Annotated in this window: 13 protein-coding genes; 8 read left to right on the forward strand and 5 right to left on the reverse strand. The window is 64.3% G+C overall.

Annotation, left to right across the window (positions count from 1 at the left end; translation table 11 throughout):
• Positions 1-6 precede the first annotated feature (6 nt).
• The gene (locus EP7_RS14310; protein ID WP_463521798.1) at positions 7-1,041 is read right to left on the reverse strand and encodes an aldo/keto reductase; all 1,035 of its coding nucleotides are present in this window, start codon (positions 1,039-1,041) and stop codon (positions 7-9) included.
• Between the two features lie 207 nt (positions 1,042-1,248).
• Between EP7_RS14310 and EP7_RS14315 the strand changes: the two genes are divergently transcribed.
• The 5 genes from EP7_RS14315 (at position 1,249) to EP7_RS14335 (ending at position 7,309) form a co-directional block, all read left to right on the forward strand.
• Positions 1,249-2,052: a hypothetical protein gene (locus tag EP7_RS14315; RefSeq protein ID WP_463521800.1), complete on the forward strand. Its 804-nt coding sequence runs from the start codon at positions 1,249-1,251 to the stop codon at positions 2,050-2,052.
• A gap of 152 nt (positions 2,053-2,204) precedes the next feature.
• The gene (locus tag EP7_RS14320) at positions 2,205-4,052 is read left to right on the forward strand and encodes an AI-2E family transporter (protein ID WP_463521802.1); all 1,848 of its coding nucleotides are present in this window, start codon (positions 2,205-2,207) and stop codon (positions 4,050-4,052) included.
• A 99-nt stretch (positions 4,053-4,151) separates the two neighbouring features.
• Positions 4,152-5,450, forward strand: coding sequence for a nickel-dependent lactate racemase family protein (locus tag EP7_RS14325; RefSeq protein ID WP_463521804.1), 1,299 nt, complete (start codon positions 4,152-4,154; stop codon positions 5,448-5,450).
• An 86-nt stretch (positions 5,451-5,536) separates the two neighbouring features.
• The gene (locus EP7_RS14330) at positions 5,537-5,920 is read left to right on the forward strand and encodes a hypothetical protein (RefSeq protein WP_463521806.1); all 384 of its coding nucleotides are present in this window, start codon (positions 5,537-5,539) and stop codon (positions 5,918-5,920) included.
• A 198-nt stretch (positions 5,921-6,118) separates the two neighbouring features.
• Entirely contained in the window at positions 6,119-7,309 is a 1,191-nt protein-coding gene (locus tag EP7_RS14335; protein WP_463521808.1) for a glycosyltransferase family 2 protein, read from the forward strand.
• Between the two features lie 57 nt (positions 7,310-7,366).
• Here the strand turns inward: EP7_RS14335 and hflX are convergent, their stop codons facing one another.
• From hflX to EP7_RS14355, 4 genes are all read right to left on the reverse strand, one after another.
• Positions 7,367-8,668: a GTPase HflX gene (hflX, locus tag EP7_RS14340; RefSeq protein ID WP_463521810.1), complete on the reverse strand. Its 1,302-nt coding sequence runs from the start codon at positions 8,666-8,668 to the stop codon at positions 7,367-7,369.
• Between the two features lie 185 nt (positions 8,669-8,853).
• On the reverse strand, positions 8,854-9,768 hold the full coding sequence (gene truB / locus EP7_RS14345) for a tRNA pseudouridine(55) synthase TruB (protein WP_463521812.1): 915 nt from the start codon (positions 9,766-9,768) through the stop codon (positions 8,854-8,856).
• Between the two features lie 2 nt (positions 9,769-9,770).
• The gene (locus EP7_RS14350) at positions 9,771-9,920 is read right to left on the reverse strand and encodes a hypothetical protein (RefSeq protein WP_463521814.1); all 150 of its coding nucleotides are present in this window, start codon (positions 9,918-9,920) and stop codon (positions 9,771-9,773) included.
• Positions 9,921-10,667: 747 nt separating this feature from the next.
• The gene (locus tag EP7_RS14355; protein WP_463521816.1) at positions 10,668-11,213 is read right to left on the reverse strand and encodes a DnaJ domain-containing protein; all 546 of its coding nucleotides are present in this window, start codon (positions 11,211-11,213) and stop codon (positions 10,668-10,670) included.
• Positions 11,214-11,811: 598 nt separating this feature from the next.
• On the opposite strand from EP7_RS14355, the gene EP7_RS14360 reads away from it, so the two are divergent.
• The 3 genes from EP7_RS14360 (at position 11,812) to EP7_RS14370 (ending at position 15,623) form a co-directional block, all read left to right on the forward strand.
• Positions 11,812-13,212 (forward strand): hypothetical protein, encoded by a 1,401-nt coding sequence (locus EP7_RS14360; RefSeq protein ID WP_463521818.1) that lies wholly within the window; start codon positions 11,812-11,814, stop codon positions 13,210-13,212.
• Between the two features lie 452 nt (positions 13,213-13,664).
• Positions 13,665-14,309 (forward strand): tyrosine-type recombinase/integrase, encoded by a 645-nt coding sequence (locus tag EP7_RS14365; protein WP_463521820.1) that lies wholly within the window; start codon positions 13,665-13,667, stop codon positions 14,307-14,309.
• A 45-nt stretch (positions 14,310-14,354) separates the two neighbouring features.
• Positions 14,355-15,623 (forward strand): hypothetical protein, encoded by a 1,269-nt coding sequence (locus tag EP7_RS14370; RefSeq protein ID WP_463521822.1) that lies wholly within the window; start codon positions 14,355-14,357, stop codon positions 15,621-15,623.
• Positions 15,624-15,830: the final 207 nt, after the last annotated feature.

The following is a 15,830-nucleotide window of genomic DNA, read 5'->3' on the forward strand; positions in this document are numbered from 1 at the left end:
TCATGTTCAGGCCGTCGCTGCGATGTCGAATCCGTGCTGCTTGCGGTGGACGGGGCCGTCGTAATCCTTCGAGGACTTGAAGAGCTCGAAGCGGCCGTCTCCGGCAAGGGCCAGGGTTTTGGCCTCGACGGCCTTCTTCTGGTCGTCGGTGTAGGGCTTGAAGGCCCGGACGATCTTGAGGTTCTGGTCGAGGTCCTTCTCGTCGTCCATCCCCGAGACGAGGGTCGAGATGGGCTGAGAGAAGACGTAGTTCAGGGCGTCTTCGACCGCGATGCCCGCCTTGGTGACGATCGAGCCGTTGCCGCCCAGGCTCTTCATGGCGATCGAGCCGATGCCGCGCTTGTTCAGGACCGGCAGGACTTCCTTCTGGAAGCTCCGGTAGTGGGCGTCCATCACGTTGATGGGGAGCTGGCAGGTGGCCCAGTCGAACGGCTTCTCGAGCATCTTCAGGTGGATGAGCGGGTCTTTGTGGCCGGTGAAGCCCAGGTAGCGGACCTTGCCCGACTTGAGGGCTTCGAGACCGGCGTGGATGGCCCCGTCCTCGGCGAAGACCCAGTCGGGGTCGTTGTCGTAGACGATCTCGTGGAACTGCCAGAGGTCGAGGTGGTCGGTCTTCAGGCGCCTGAGGGAGTCGTCCAGGTTCGACCTGGCGTCCTTGGCGGTCCGGCCGCAGACCTTGGTCATCAGGAAGACCTTGTCGCGGAGCTTGCCCTCGTCGAGCGCCTTGCCCATGCGCTCCTCGGCGAGCCCGTCGTGGTAGTCCCAGGCGTTGTCCAGGAAGGTGATCCCCTCGTGGACGGCACGCTGGATGAGCTTGAGGCTGGCCTTCTCGTCGAGGTTCTTGGGGTTGGTCGCGGCGTGGCCGCCGAGGCCCAGCAGCGTGACCATCTCGCCGGTCCGGCCGAGCGGCCGCAGGGGGATGCCCCCTGCGTTGACGCGGTCGGCCTGGTCGGGGGTAGCGGCCCCGGCGATTCCCGCGGCGGCCAGGCCTGCGGTGGTCGCCTGGAGGAACTCGCGGCGATTCGGGGGATTGGGCGTCATCGGGGCTCCTCCGGTTGAGCGGTTGAGTTCGATATCAGGGCGTTTGGGCCCGATCATACGACGTTTGGACGAGAGACTCTGCAACCGGTGCGCCAGGTGTATCGGTTAGGCATGTCATTCGCAAGTTGGGTCGGTCAAAGAGCCCGGGCTTTTTCGGGACTCTGAAGTCATGGCGGCCACAAGGCGCCGATTGAGGGAGAGACATCGATGGCCGATCCGAATCGTCTGAGCGCCGTGGACGTGTTGTCGGTGCGCAGTCGCGTGAGTTGGGGTGCGATCTCCGCCGGGGCGATGGTGGCCCTGGCCATCTACTTCGTGCTCACCCTTCTGGGCGTGGCCCTCGGCCTGGAAGGGGCCGTGCGCGGTCAGCCGAATTTGGGCTTCGGCGCGGCCCTGTACTCGATCATCACGCTCCTGGTCGCGATGTTCATGGGGGGCTGGGCGGTCAGCCGCCTGGCCGTGGGCGAGAGCAAGCTCGAAGCGATCCTGTACGGTGTCATCCTCTGGGGGGTGCTCTTCATGGGCATGTTCTGGCTGGTGAGCGTCGGCGTCCGGGTCGGCTTCGGCGCGCTCCTGGGCCTGACCTACGGCGCCGCGCCGGTGGTCCATGACGGCGGTGCGCCTGCGCCGGCGAGCGGCGGGCTGGTCGATTCGATCGTCTCTCGGTATGACGCCAGCTTCGGCGGCGGCAAGTTCGAGCAGGACCTGAAGAGCATGGGCGTGGACGCCGAGAAGGCCAAGAGCATCCAGTCGATGGTCGACGAACGCCTCGCCGGCATCAAGACCGGTGCCGCGCCCCTGTCTGAGCAGGTCCGCGACGCGGTGAACGACCCCGAGGTGCGCGAGAACGCACGGTTGGCCGTCGACCAGACCCGGCGTGCGACCTGGTACACGCTGCTCGGGGTGTTGGTCTCGATGGTCACGGTGATCGTGGGTTCGCTGATCGGCTCGGGCGAGCTCCCCTCGCCGGTGCCGATCCTGGGCGTCCGCAAGCCGGTCCGACCCGTCTGAGGATCCACCAGACCTCCTTCGATTCGCCCGCCCCGCGCCGTGCCTGGCGCGGGGCGGGCGTCCGTGTCGCCGGGCGATGAGCCGCCCCGACTTCCCCATCGCCGCGACCCGCGACCAGGACCGGGGGATGCTCCCCGGGTGTGGACCCATCCATGGCCTCGTCCCGCAAGACACTGACCGTCGACCACCCGATCGTCATCACGTTCCTGATCTTCGCGGTGATCGGCTTCATGTCGTTTGCCGCCGAGGTCCTGAAGCCGCTGGCGCTGGCGATCCTGCTCAGCTTCGCCCTGGCCCCGCTCTGCCGATTCCTGGAAAGGCGTGGCCTGCCCAGGCCGGCCGCGGTGGCCTTCAGCGTCATCTCCGCGCTCGGGATCTTGGGGGGTGTGGTCTACGTGGTCGAGACGCAGCTGGCCAACCTCGCCGAGAAGCTGCCCGAGTATCAGGAGAAGGTCGGCGAGAAGATCTCGAGAATGCGGCCAATGCAGTCCAAGGCGATCCGGAACGTCGAGCGGGCCGCAACGGCCATCTCCAAGAGGGTCGAGGGAACAGCGGCCCCCGAGGCCGATGGCAAGAAGATCGAAAACGTCCGGGTCGTCGAGCAGACCACCTTCCGCGAGCGGCTCGACTCGACGATCGGCCCGCTGCTGGAACCCTTGACGGTGGCCAGCTTCGTGGTGGTCCTCGTCCTGTTCATGCTCTATACGCGCGACGACATGAGCGACCGGATGATCCGGCTGATGGGCCGGTCGAGGCTGAGCGTCACGACCAGGACCCTGGAGGAGGTGGGCCAGCGGATCAGTCGGTATCTGGCGATGTGGGGCCTGATGAACTCGCTTTTCGGCCTCATCGTCGGCATCGGGCTCTGGGCGATCGGTGTCCCCTACGCGGTGCTCTGGGGCTTCATGGCCGCCTGCCTCCGGTTCATCCCGTATGTGGGCGCGGCCGTCGCGTTCGCGCTCCCCCTGGCCTTCTCGTTCGCCCACTTCGACGGCTGGCGCGAGCCCCTGATGGTGGCGGCGCTCTACGGGATTCTGGAGACGGCGGCCAACAGCTTCATCGAGCCGGTCGTTTACGGTAAGACGACCGGAGTGACGGCCCTTGGCCTGCTGGTGGCGGCGATGTTCTGGACCTGGCTCTGGGGGACCTTGGGGCTCTTGCTGTCGACCCCGCTGACGGTCTGCCTGGCGGTGCTGGGCAAGTCGGTGCCCGGACTGAGCTTCTTCGCGACCCTGATCGGCGAGGATTCGGACGCGGGCACCGAGGTCAAGTTCTATCAGCGGCTGCTGGCGATGGACGACGACGGTGCGTCGGCGATCATCGAGGAGGCGTCGAAGGAGCGGAGGCGCGAGGAGATCTGCGACCAGATCCTGATCCCCACCCTGAGCCATGCCGAGCGGGACCACGCCCGTGGGGAGCTGAACGACCACGAGCGCGCGTTCCTCTGGCGGGTCATCTCCGACCAGCTCGAGGAATGGGAGCAGACGCCCGAGGTTCCGAGCCTGGACGCCTCGCCCGGCGAACTGCCCGCATCCTCGCCGGCAGGGCGTGCCGGAGGCCCGGTCGTGGGCGTCGCCACCAGGGACACGGCCGATCTGCTGGCCTTGCGGATGCTCGCCCTGGTCCTGCGGCCGTCGGGCGTGGCGATCGAAATCGTCGAAGAGGGCGAGTCTCCGCTGGACCTGGCCGGCCGCCTCGATTCGGAGAAGGCGTCGATGCTGGTGATCTCGCACGTCCCGCCCGAGGGCCTGACGTCCGCCCGCTACCTGATCCGCCGGCTGACCACCCAGACGCCCGGCCTGCCGATTCTGGCCTGTCGCTGGGGCGACGGCGGGGAGACCGAGGCGATCACGGGCCGGTTGATTGCGGCCGGCGCCGAGGGGGTCGCGTTCCACCTGGAGGAGGCCGCAGCCACGATCCTGAAGCGGGTCCGGCCCAGGGCGGCGACGGCCCTCGCCCCGCCCGACCTGGTGGGAGCTTCGGGGGGAACGGGGGCCTGAAGGAGGACGGCGACGCGTGCACTCGAATTTGTGGAACGGCGAGGTCCGGGGTATCCTAGGGGGATGAATCCCCGCGGACCCTTTGGCGAGTTCCCAGCCGTGACAAACGACGCTTCCAGGACGCTCAAGGTGACCTTGGAGTACGGCCGGACCGGCCTGGAGGTCGAATTGCCGGCCGACCGGGTCGTCGGTCCGCTGGAGATCCGGGTCGTTCCCCCCCTGGACCAGCCCGAGGCGGCCGTGGCCCTGGCGCTCGAGAAGCCGACGGGAACCCCGCCGCTCTCGCAGCTTGCCAAGGGCCGCAAGTCGGCCTGCATCGTCGTGTGCGACATCACCCGGCCGGTGCCCAACGCGATCATCCTCCGGCCGATGCTGAAGGTCCTCCACGAGGCCGGCCTGGCGCGTGAGGACATCCTGATCCTGGTCGCCACCGGCCTGCACCGGCCCAGTACCGAGGCCGAACGCATAGAGATGCTGGGGGCCGAGATCGCCGGCGCCTACCGGGTCGAGGACCACTACGGCACCCGGCTGGAAGAGCACACATTCCTGGGCACCACCGAGCGCGGGGTCCCCGCCTGGATCGACACCCGGTACGTGACGGCCGATCTGAAGATCACGACCGGCCTGATCGAGCCCCACCTGATGGCGGGCTATTCCGGCGGCCGCAAGCTGATCTGCCCGGGCATCGCCGCGCTCGAGACCGTCAAGGTCTGGCACGGGCCGGCCTTCCTGGAGCACCCCAAGGCCGATTGCGGCTTCCTGGAAGGCAACCCGGTGCACGAGGAGAACACCCTGATCGCCAAGATGGCCGGGTGCGACTTCATCGTGAACGTGACCCTCGACAGTGCCCGCCGCGTGACCTCGGTGGTGGCCGGCGACATGGAGGCCGCATTCCTGGAGGGGGTCGAGTTCGTCCGCGGGATCGTCACCACGCCGGTCGCCCGCCAGGTGGACGTGGTGGTCACCAGTTCGGCCGGTTACCCGCTGGACACCACCTTCTACCAGGTGATCAAGGGGATGACCGGCTGCCTGCCGATTGTCAAGGAAGGCGGCACGATCATCATCGCAGCCGGCATGACGGAGGGCCTGGGCAGCGCCGAATTCCAGTCCTTGTTCAAAGAAAACGCGACCCTGGAAGGGTTCATGGAGCGTATCCTGGGCAAGGACTACTTCGTGATGGACCAGTGGCAGGTCGAAGAGCTTGCCAAGGTCCGTCGCAAGGTGAAGGTCAAGGTCGTCAGCGACGGGGTGCCGGCCGATGTCCTGGCCGCCTGCTTCGTCGAGCCCGTCGCCAGTGTCGAGCTGGCCCTGGCCGACTCGCTGGCCGAGTACGGCCCCGACGCCCGGGTCGCGGTCATCCCCAAGGGGCCGTACGTGATGCCCGTGGTCGCCGGCTGACGGCATTTTGGTTGCCGTTGTTAAGGATGTCAGAGGGCGGGCGTCCCGACGGAGCCCGCCCGATTTTTCTCGCGGAGCGAGCCACGATGAGCGGATTGAGAACCAAGCGTCTTTCCTCCTGGATCCTCGCCCTGACCCTGGTCGCGCCCTTGCTGGTCGCCGACTCGGCCCAGGCCGGCGCCTATGCACGGTATAACCGCCGGCTGCGTAACGCCGAGCGAGATCTGGCGCAGGCCGACCTCAGGGCCGAGCGCCGGGCGATCCGCAGCACCTATTTCACGCCCGTCTTGCCCAGGACGTACGTCGTCCCCGGCCAGTCTGTCCCCGGCGGCGCGCTGGTCCCGCTCGACCCGTTGGTGGTCCCGTCCAGCAGGGTGATCATCAGCCAGCCGACCAGTCGGGTGTACATCAGCCAGCCGACCAGCAGGGTGTTCATCGGCCAGCCGGTCGGCCTGAACCCGGGCTGGTAACCTCGGCCGACGACCGCGAGCGACCCGATCGATCGGCCGGTCCCAACCGAGTGGGCCGGCCGACTCCGTTTCGAAGGCTTGCGGGGCGGCGGTGCCTTGGCGTACTTTGGCTCGCGTCGCTGGCCTTCGAGACTCCCCTCCCGTGGGCCGCCCGTCGTTTGAAGTTCTTGCGCTTCTATCGAGGTGGTCCCCGATCTCATGGCATGGATTCTCCTGGGCCGGTCGATCGTCGTCGCGGCGAACCTGGCGCTCCTGCTTCCCATCGGCTATCTCTTCCTGGTGACCCTGGCGGCCGCCTTCTATCGCCGGAAGCCGCCCTCGGCCGACGCCGGATCGACCCGGTTCCTGGTCGTCATCCCGGCCCACAATGAAGAGGCGGGCGTGGCCTCGACGGTGCAGAGCTGCCGGGCGATGGACTATCCGCCGGGGCAGTTCGACGTCCTGGTGATCGCCGATAACTGCGACGACCGGACCGCCGAGAAGGCCCGCGAGGCCGGGGCCCTGGTGGTCGAGCGCAGTGACCCGGTCAAGAAGACCAAGGGGTTCGCGCTCGAATACCTCTTCGCCCACCTGGCCGAGACCGGCGACCGGGCAAACTACGACGCGGCGGTGGTCATCGACGCCGACACCCTGGTGGATGCCGATCTCCTGCGGCGTTTCTCGGGGCCGATCTCCGGCGGGGCCGACTGGCTCCAGTGCTACTACACGGTGCGGAACGCCGACCAGTCCTGGCGGACGCAGCTTCTGACGTATGCTTACTCGCTGATTAACGGCGTGATGTCGCAGGGGCAGCACGTGCTGGGCCTTGGCTCCGGGCTGCGAGGCAACGGCATGGCGTTCACGTTCAGGGGGATGGACCGGGTCCCCTGGTCGTCGTACGGCCTGGCCGAAGATATGGAGTTCTGCTGGCAGTTGCGCACGGCCGGCGAGCGGGTGACGTTCGTGCCCGAGACGCGGGTCTATGCCGAGATGGTCAGCAAGGGGGGGCAGGGGGCGGCCTCGCAGCGGACACGCTGGGAAGTCGGCCGCGCCAAGCTCAAGGGGATGTTCACCGGGCCGCTCCTGAGATCATCCAAGAATTCTGTTTTGTTCAAGTTTCTTTATTTGATCGACATCAACCTGCCGCCGCTCGCCCGGCTGGGCCTGCTGCTGCTGCTGGCCACGGCCCTGACGCTCGCCTGGGCGCCTACGGCCCTGACGCTGGCCCTGAACGCCTGCCTCTGGGCGGGCCTGGGATGCTACCTCGCCAGTCCGTTCCTGCTGATGCGACTGCCGCTGCGTTACGGGCAGGCGCTCATTTACGCCCCGTTCTATGCCTTCTGGAAGGTGGCCCTGCTGCTCCGGCCCAAGCCCGAAGCCTGGGTCAGGACCGAGCGGGAAGAGGCCTGATTGAGGAAGGGAGCAACGGCCCCGTCGGCCGGCGACGGGGGCCGTTGCTCCGATGGGTCAGACGACGAGGGGGTCCTCGCTCTGCCGGACCTTGGCGCCGTTCTCCAGGAGGAAGTCGAGGCACTTGCGCGGGACCCGGCACTGGAGGGTGACGTGCTCGTCGTCGTAGGTGCGGGTCTCGACGCGGGCGTGCTGGGCGAGGTAGGAGAGCACCTTGCCGTTGCCCACGTCGATGACGACCTCGGCGTCGACGGCCCGCTCGTCGAGGGCCTGGCGCACCGCGTGCTCGAGATCGCCGATCCCGTCGCCGCCGACCGCGCTGATGGTCACCGAGTTGGTGTGCTGGGCGCGTAACACGTCCAGGAACGACCGATCGGCCACCTTGTCGGCCTTGTTCAGGACCAGGATCGTCGGCTGCTTGTCGAGCCCGAGTTCGCGCAGGACGGTGTCGACCGCTTGCACCTGCTTCTCGGCCTCGGGGCTCGACGCGTCGACAACATGCAGCAGGAGGTCGGCCTGGCGGGCCTCTTCGAGCGTGGCCTTGAACGAGGCGACCAGCGTGTGCGGCAGGTCGCGGATGAAGCCGACGGTGTCGGACAGCAGCACGTAGCCGCCGCCTCGGAAGCTCCATCGCTTGGTCCGGGTGTCCAGAGTGGCGAAGAGCTTGTCCTCGACCAGGACCTCGGCCTTGGTCAGGGCGTTCATCAGGGTGCTCTTGCCGGCGTTGGTGTAGCCGACTAGCGAGACCGTCGCCACATCATTGCGGCCGGCGACCTCGCGCTCCTTGCGGGCCTGCACCTTGGAGAGCTTGGCCTTCAGGTCCTGGATCCGTTGCCCGACCAGCCGGCGGTCTTCTTCGAGCTGCTTCTCACCGGGGCCTCGGACGCCGATGCCACCTTTATATCGCGACAGGTGAGTCCACATGCGCTTGAGGCGTGGCAGGGCATATTCGAGCTGCGCCAGCTCAACCTGGAGGTGGGCCTCGTGGGTGCTGGCGCGGGTGGCGAAGATGTCGAGGATGACCTCGGTGCGGTCGATCACCTTGACGGTGAGGGCCTTCTCCAGGTTCCTTGTCTGGGCGGGGCCGAGGTCATTGTCGAAGACGACGAGGTCGGCCTCGTGCGCATCGACTAGCCCCTTCAACTCGTCGACCTTGCCGCTGCCGATGTAGGTGGCGATGTCGACGTGTTGCCTGCGCTGGAGCATGGATCCGGCGATGGTCAGGCCGGCGGTCTTGGCCAGCCCCTGGATCTCGTCGAGGGGATCTTCGGGGTTGAAGTCGCCGCCCGGCAAGAGAACCTTGACCAGGACGGCCTTCTCGCGTTGGTCCGACGTTGCGGTCGTCTTACGTTCAATCAACGTTGGGTCCTGCCTCCGCGTTTGGGTGCTGTCTAGGGACGGGTCATCGAGCTTCAGGCGCGAATTGTAGATGGCATGCCTCCCGGACGTCAACGAAGGGGAGTTCTGGCCGCGACGTCCGTCCGCCGCGGCGAGCCCTTCCTCTCCCTCTTAGTTCGTTGGTCGGGGGGCAACTGTTCGTTCATTCAGGCGATGACGGGCATCGACGCCAGGACGCGGCGCGGCCAGAGCTTGCCCTCTTCAGGCTTCCACTCGCCGATCGCCGCGAGCCGTCCGTCCGGCCCCATCATCGCGACCTCACCGGCCGGAATCGCCGGATCGTCGATACGCAACGGTCGCCCCTGGAGGATGTCGACAATCTGGGCGTCGACGAGGTTCACCCTGGGAAGCGACGGCACGGCACCGATGGGGGGGCGGAGCAGCTCGGCCAGGTTCTCGGCGTCAAGGGTGTCCGGATCTACTGCATCCTCGACCGTGAACGGGCCGATCTTGGTCCTGATGAGCACCTCAACCATCCCGCCGCAGCCCAGCATCTCGCCGATATCCCGGGCGATCGACCGGATGTAAGTGCCCGACCCGCAATCGACTTCCAGCGTCAGCCGGGGCCATTCGTAGGACAGGATCTCGACCCTCGTGATCGTCACGGCCCGGGCCGCCAGGTCGACCACCACGCCGGCGCGGGCCAGGTCATACGCCCGCTTGCCCTCGCGCTTCAGGGCCGAGAACTGGGGGGGAATTTGCTGGATCACCCCGACCTGCGACGCCACCGCCTGCTCGACCGCCGCCCGCTCCGGCGCGACGGCCGTCGGGTCCGCGACCACGGTGCCATCAGCGTCGAGGGTATCGCTCCGGGACCCCAGCAGCACGACCGTCCGGTACGACTTGGGCATCTGCTGGACGTACTCGATGAGCCGGGTTGCCTGCCCGACGCAGAGCACCAGAACCCCCGAAGCCAGGGGGTCGAGCGTGCCGGCATGTCCGACCTTGGTCTTGCGCCAGATCCGAGTCACCCGGTCAACGGCCGCCCGCGAGGTCCAGCCCGAGGGCTTGTTCAGGTTCAGGAGTCCGCAGGGAGCCGCAACGGTGGAAGGAGTCGTCATCGTCAATCTTTGGCCTTCAGAGTGGTCGCAATGGCTTCGATCGGCGCCAACGAAATGGCTTCGTCCGGCGCCCAGAGCATGGCTTCGATCGTCATCTCGCGGGAAAGCGTCACACGGTAGCTTCGGAAATCAGCCGAAATTTTGCAATGCAAGTTCCATAGTCCAAACTCCTTGAGGAAAATCGGCCCGCCGCGGTTGGGTTCGTTCGGCCCGCCGCGGTTGGGTTCGTTCGGCCCGCCGCGGTTGGGTTCGTTCGGCCCGCCGCGGTTGGGTTCGTTCGGCCCGCCGCGGTTGGGTTCGTTCGGCCCGCCGCGGTTGGGTTCGTTCGGCCCGCCGCGGTTGGGTTCGTTCGGCCCGCCGCGGTTGGGTTCGTTCGGCCCGCCGCGGTTGGGTTCGTTCGGCCCGCCGCGGTTGGGTTCGTTCGGCCCGCCGCGGTTGGGTTCGTTCGGCCCGCCGCGGTTGGGTTCGTTCGGCCCGCCGCGGTTGGGTTCGTTCGGCCCGCCGCGGTTGGGTTCGTTCGGCCCGCCGCGGTTGGGTTCGTTCGGCCCGCCGCGGTTGGGTTCGTTCGGCCCGCCGCGATTGGGTTCGTTCGGGCCGCCGCGATTGGGTTCGTTCGGGCCGCCGCGATTGGGTTCGTTCGGGCCGCCGCGATTGGGTTCGTTCGGGCCGCCGCGATTGGGTTCGTTCGGGCCGCCGCGATTGGGTTCGTTCGGCGTCTTCGAGATGAAATTGTCAAAGATCTGACCTGCGTGCTCGCGAGGGATTCAGCGGCGCGCAGCACGTCTGTAGAGTTGCGATTGGCGAGGATTTCCGGCAGGGTTTTTCAAAAATCTTCTCGGATGACCCATCTCAGGATAGGGGGCAGGAGGGCCAGCGTTCGACCGTCTCGGAAGGGTTCGTTAGCCTCGCCAGGTGGCGTAGTCGGTGGCGGCTTCGTAGGCGGCGTTGAGGTTGACCATGGAGGTGTGGTCTCCGCCTCGGTCGGGGTGCATTTCGACGGCCATGCGGCGGTAGGCGGCCTTGATCTCGGCGATCGAGGCGATGGTCGGGAGGCCGAGCGTGTTGAACGCGGTTTTGGGGCCGCTCGCGGACCAGAGGGCGGCGCGGGCCCTGGCCCTTGCCTGCTCCTCGTCGTGGGCGCGTCGGCTCAGGAGTTCGTCGGCGTAGGCCGCGAGGCCGCCGGTGAGGGCTCCGAAGAGGAGGAACCTTGTTCTCGCCTTGCGATCGGAGAGGACGTCGGCCGAGTTGGCGGCCCAGCGCTCGACGATCTCGCGAAGCGCGGGGCTGGTCGCGATCCGCTCCAGGAATGCGGCCTCGGCCTCGTCCCTGTCCCGGTACTGGCCCAGATGAAGGACGATTCGGCTGCGGATCCGCTGCTTGGGCCGGTGCAACTCCACGACCACCCAGATGACCCGCTCGTCCTGATTCTCGGTCATCAGCAGCATCGCGGCGAGACCCTCGGGTGCATGAACGCCTTCCAGGTGTTCAAGTTAGCCAACGCCGGGGGCGCCGTCGACGCGGACTTCCGCCGAGGCGAATCCCGAACCTTCGCCGGGCGCGGTCCTTCCTTGGATTTTCGATCCGAGACCGATGAGACTTCCGGCCCACCTCCGGCGCCAACCACAGTTGGATTGCGTCCCTTGCTCTGCGCCTGAGGGATAAGCCGATTGTTCTGAATGCTTTGGGCCGGACGATTCGCCGCATTCGGTCGTGAGCGGGTCCGAATTTCGGCCTCTCGACGTCTTGGCGGGCCCCATTGGCTTCCGATGGAACTGAAGCGGCAGGACGCCGCGTTGTGTGCCGATCCTCTGCCCAGGCCCGATCCGGCAAGGGGATGTTCGCCTCGCGAAAGGGTCCGACATGGCGTCCTCCCCCTTGATGAACGGCCCATCGGGCTCATCCCGGACCCGAGGAACTGGCCAGACCACGGGACATCGCCTCCGTGGTTCGTCCGCGCGCCCGAGGCCCATCTACCGGCCAGGACTGGCGGACCGGCTCGAGGCGCGGCTTGCCCTGAGCGCCTCGACCTCGACGCTGCCAACCTTGACGATGATCGACGTCGGGACCGCCGATTCCAGGACCCTGACGATCGACTATCGGGTCGCGGCGTCGCCCGGCTCCGACGCGAGTCAGCCGCTCACGTTCGGAATCTATCGCTCGGCCGATGCCGCGTTCAGTTCGGACGATGTCGCCGTCCAGGATGCCGCCTTGATCCGGGTGGCCGTCGATGACAGCGGGGGACCGGCCGCGTCGGAAGGGGCCCATCGAATCTCGCTCAGGCTGCCCGTCGGCCTGCCGATCGACACGACGCATCCGTACGTGCTGGCCGTCGCCAACCCGCAAGGCTCGACGGCGACCACCGACCCGACGCAGGCCGCGTCGTTCCGGAAGTACACGATCGGCGTGGTCACGCACGGCGGCTACCAGAACAAGTCGTGGAAGAATGGGCCCCCCTGGGCGCTGCAAATCGGGACCCTGATGAAGCAGCAGGGCTACGACGCGGTCATCCCGTACAACTGGGTCCGCGAGAGCTCCACGCCCGGCGCCGCCGTCAAGCAAGGCCCTCGGCTGGCCAACCTGATCCTCCGGGCCGCCGAAGGCTTTGCTTCCTCCGACCCCGTCGACCTCCACCTCGTCGCGCACAGCGAGGGGGCGGTGGTGAACATGATCGCCTTGAATCGGATCGAGGCGGAGGGAACGCCGCAGATCGACGCCGGATATGTCGAGCTCACCCTCCTCGACCCCCACGCCGCCAGCAACGCCGTCCCCGGGCGAGATTTCAGCTCCAGCGGCGGGCTTTTGGGCGGGATCGCCAACCTCTCCATCAAGAACTACCAGGGCCGGGCCAACGACCCGCAGGTGGCCATCCCCCCCACGGCCGACGACGTCCAGGTCTTCTACCAGCACACCACGGCCTCGGCCGCCGACACCGTCTACAACCTCTGGGGCCAGGTCCCGGTCGCGAAGGCCGGCGCCGAGACGCACTATTACAACCTGGGCGCGATGAACGTGACCCACTCGGGCAAGAAAGGCGTGGCGAACTGGTACCTCAACGTCATCGCCCCGCCCCTCGGCCAACCCACCTCGCTCCTCGACCCCCTGAAGCTCGACGGAACCCTGGCGACCCCCACCGCAACCACAACCACCGCCCCCAAACCCGACCGCACCATCCTGGGCAACCAGGCCACCTTCATCGGTACCGCCACCCCCGACGCCCTCGTCCGCCTCTACCTAGGCCCGACCGCCGACCCCTCCACCATCGCCCTCGAAGCCCAGACCACCGCCGACCCCACCGGCCATTGGTCCCTCACCACCAAACCCCTCCCCCCCGGCCGCTACCGAGCCGTCGCCATGTCCTACGCCAGCCAACTCCGAACCCGCCCCAGCCTGGCCATCGTCCCCATGGCCATCCTCGGCAGGTTCAGGGTCGAGGCGAAGGCTTGAGCGATCAGTATCAGCCCCGTAGCTGTGACATCCCGCCGGAATTTCAGACGCAGTTCGATGAGATCGCCAAATTGCAGCTGGACTCGTTTGAAGGGGGCAGGTTAGGTCTTCGGAGCCCCTCTCCTCAGTCCGGCATCTGTGGCCGGGACGGGCGAGGCACTAACATAGCAACCGGTAGCGACAGAGGGGGCAGGTCAAACCGCCGGGCCCGCCGGTCGCTTCGCCTGGGATGAGTTCTTCTACGCCGAACACCACAACTTCCACACCCAGAAGGCGTACATGGCGGCGGTAAAACGCTTCCTAGCTTGGGCAGAGACAGAGGGGAAGGAACTGCCGCAAATCAACCCGGGCATGGTTGGGCAGTTCTAGTGGCATTAGGCGGCTCCACCTCCAGGCGGAACCTTCACCTTTCGGGCCTACGGGGCTTCTTCGACCGCCTGGTAAACCGCCATGTGATTGTCCTCAACCCGGCGGCCTCGGTCAAAGGGATCAAGGAAACCGTCATGGAAGGCAAGTCGCCGGAAATCATCATCGACCAGGCCCATACCCTCCTGGCTTCGATCAAAACTGGCAATGTTGTTGGGCTACGCGATCGGGCAATCCTCGCCACGCTCGTCTATACGGCTTGCCGGGCCGGAGCGATTGCGAAGCTGAAGATGAGCGACTTTCAGCATCACGGCGGGCAGTACGTGTTTCGCTTCCAAGAAAAGGGGGGCAAGAGCCGGGAAATTCCCGTGCGACACGACCTGGAAGGCTTTATCATCGCTCATGTCGAATCGGCGGGGGTTGCGACGGAAGCGAAGTACAGATGGTTGTTACGGGCCGGGAACGGCAAGACGAAACGCTTGGGCGACGAGCCGATGAGTAGCAAGACAATTTGCGACCTGGTGAAGCGGCGGCTCATGGACGCCAGATTGCCTTCGCGACTGTCGCCGGCTTCGTTCCGAGTGACGGCAATTGCCGACTTACTGACCCAAGGCGTGCCGTTGGAGGATGTTCAATATCTCGCCGGACACGCTGAGCCGCAAATGACCGGGCTTTACGACCGGCGGCAGAAGAAGGTCACGCGGAGCATCGTCGAACGGATTTCGATCTAAAATCGTCTCGAAAGCGCTTCACGAGCAAACGCAGAGGGTGTTGGCATGCCATTTTGGAATAATGTGCTCTTGGTTCTTGGCTACTTTACGCCAGCTCGCTCACCAATGTTCACAGTGGCATTCGCAGGAACACTAGCAATCGCTATTGCCTCAAGCCATGAACAAAATCGACCGTTGGCAAGCCGTCTGGCTGAAATGATTGGAGTTAGCACAAATTTGGGAAATGATCGCATAAACGTATTTGTAGAATCTGGAGCAATTCAAGAAGGCCAATTGCCGCAATATTCAATTTTGGACGACTCAACTTATTCTTGGTGGCTGATTATATTGCCTATTTTTCTAGTGTTAATCGCATCAATTTTTGTTTCACTGACTCAGTATTCTCATCTGCCGATCGTTCCGCCTCAAGCAGAAGATGACGTTGCAGCCGATAAGGAAGCCGTGTGGAAGGGCCAGTTTAACCTTTCAAGGGCTTTCTGTTTGTCAAGTCCCTTATTGTTTTTAGTATTGACAGTCGTATATATGCCTAGAAATGTGAGTCCAGATTGGAGTTTCTATTATTGGATCAATTACGTTGTTTGTATATTTCAAATAATCATATTTTTTTTATTTATGTTCGCAGAAACTCTCGCCAAAGCCCGTCATTATAATTTGATTCAATTCTCTTTAATTACTACTTGTTTTTTAATTGCTGCATCTTTCGAGAATACTGCAGCCCTTGAAATATCCAATCTCAAAGTTGAATCAGAAAAATTGCACACCGACAAAATTTCGGAACGAACTAAGCAGAAGAAAGACTTGGATGAAGCAAGCGTCGCATTAAACGAAGCAAAGATTGCTTTCCAAGGCGCAACTACAACTACACACAATGCCACCGGTTCGAAACAAGCGGGTGTGGCTGAGGCGGAAGATCCGAAGGCCATTGCCTTGAAAAAGGCAAAGGATAGAGTTGAAAGCGAGGAGCAATCACTGAAGCAGCTTGATGATGAAATACCTAGAGCACAACAAGCTATAGACAAATACAGTAGAACAAATAGGCCAAAAGTGGCTATGTATATGCTATATTTTTTATGGCTTGCTTGCATGCTATTTTGGACATATTATCTAAAAAGAATGACGAAGATTAAGATTGAGTTTAGCAGTCCTCAACAAAGATCTGTCATTGATGAGTCGCATGCGGAATCGTCTTCCAAGAACACTCTATCGAAGGACGCAAATTCGCCAGCAACATCGGTAGCTACTCGTGCTACTGCAGCCGCTGAAAACCGGTCTTATGATGATTTCAGAGATCCTCCAGATTACGCGATTTCCTAAATCTAACAAATCGGTGCCGGTTATGCATGAAGGATATTGATTCTCTTGTTTAGGTTGATTGACAGGTCATTTTGGGTCATCGGGGGCTTCGTTTAACTTTTTGTATGTCAATTAATTATCAAATAACGAGATCGATTGCTGAAGGACTTCATCAACTTCTGGATCAAAAACCTCGACTTGTGGCTGTGATTCTTTTGGCTTATGTTG

The organism is Isosphaeraceae bacterium EP7, assembly GCA_038400315.1.
Lineage (GTDB): Bacteria > Planctomycetota > Planctomycetia > Isosphaerales > Isosphaeraceae > EP7.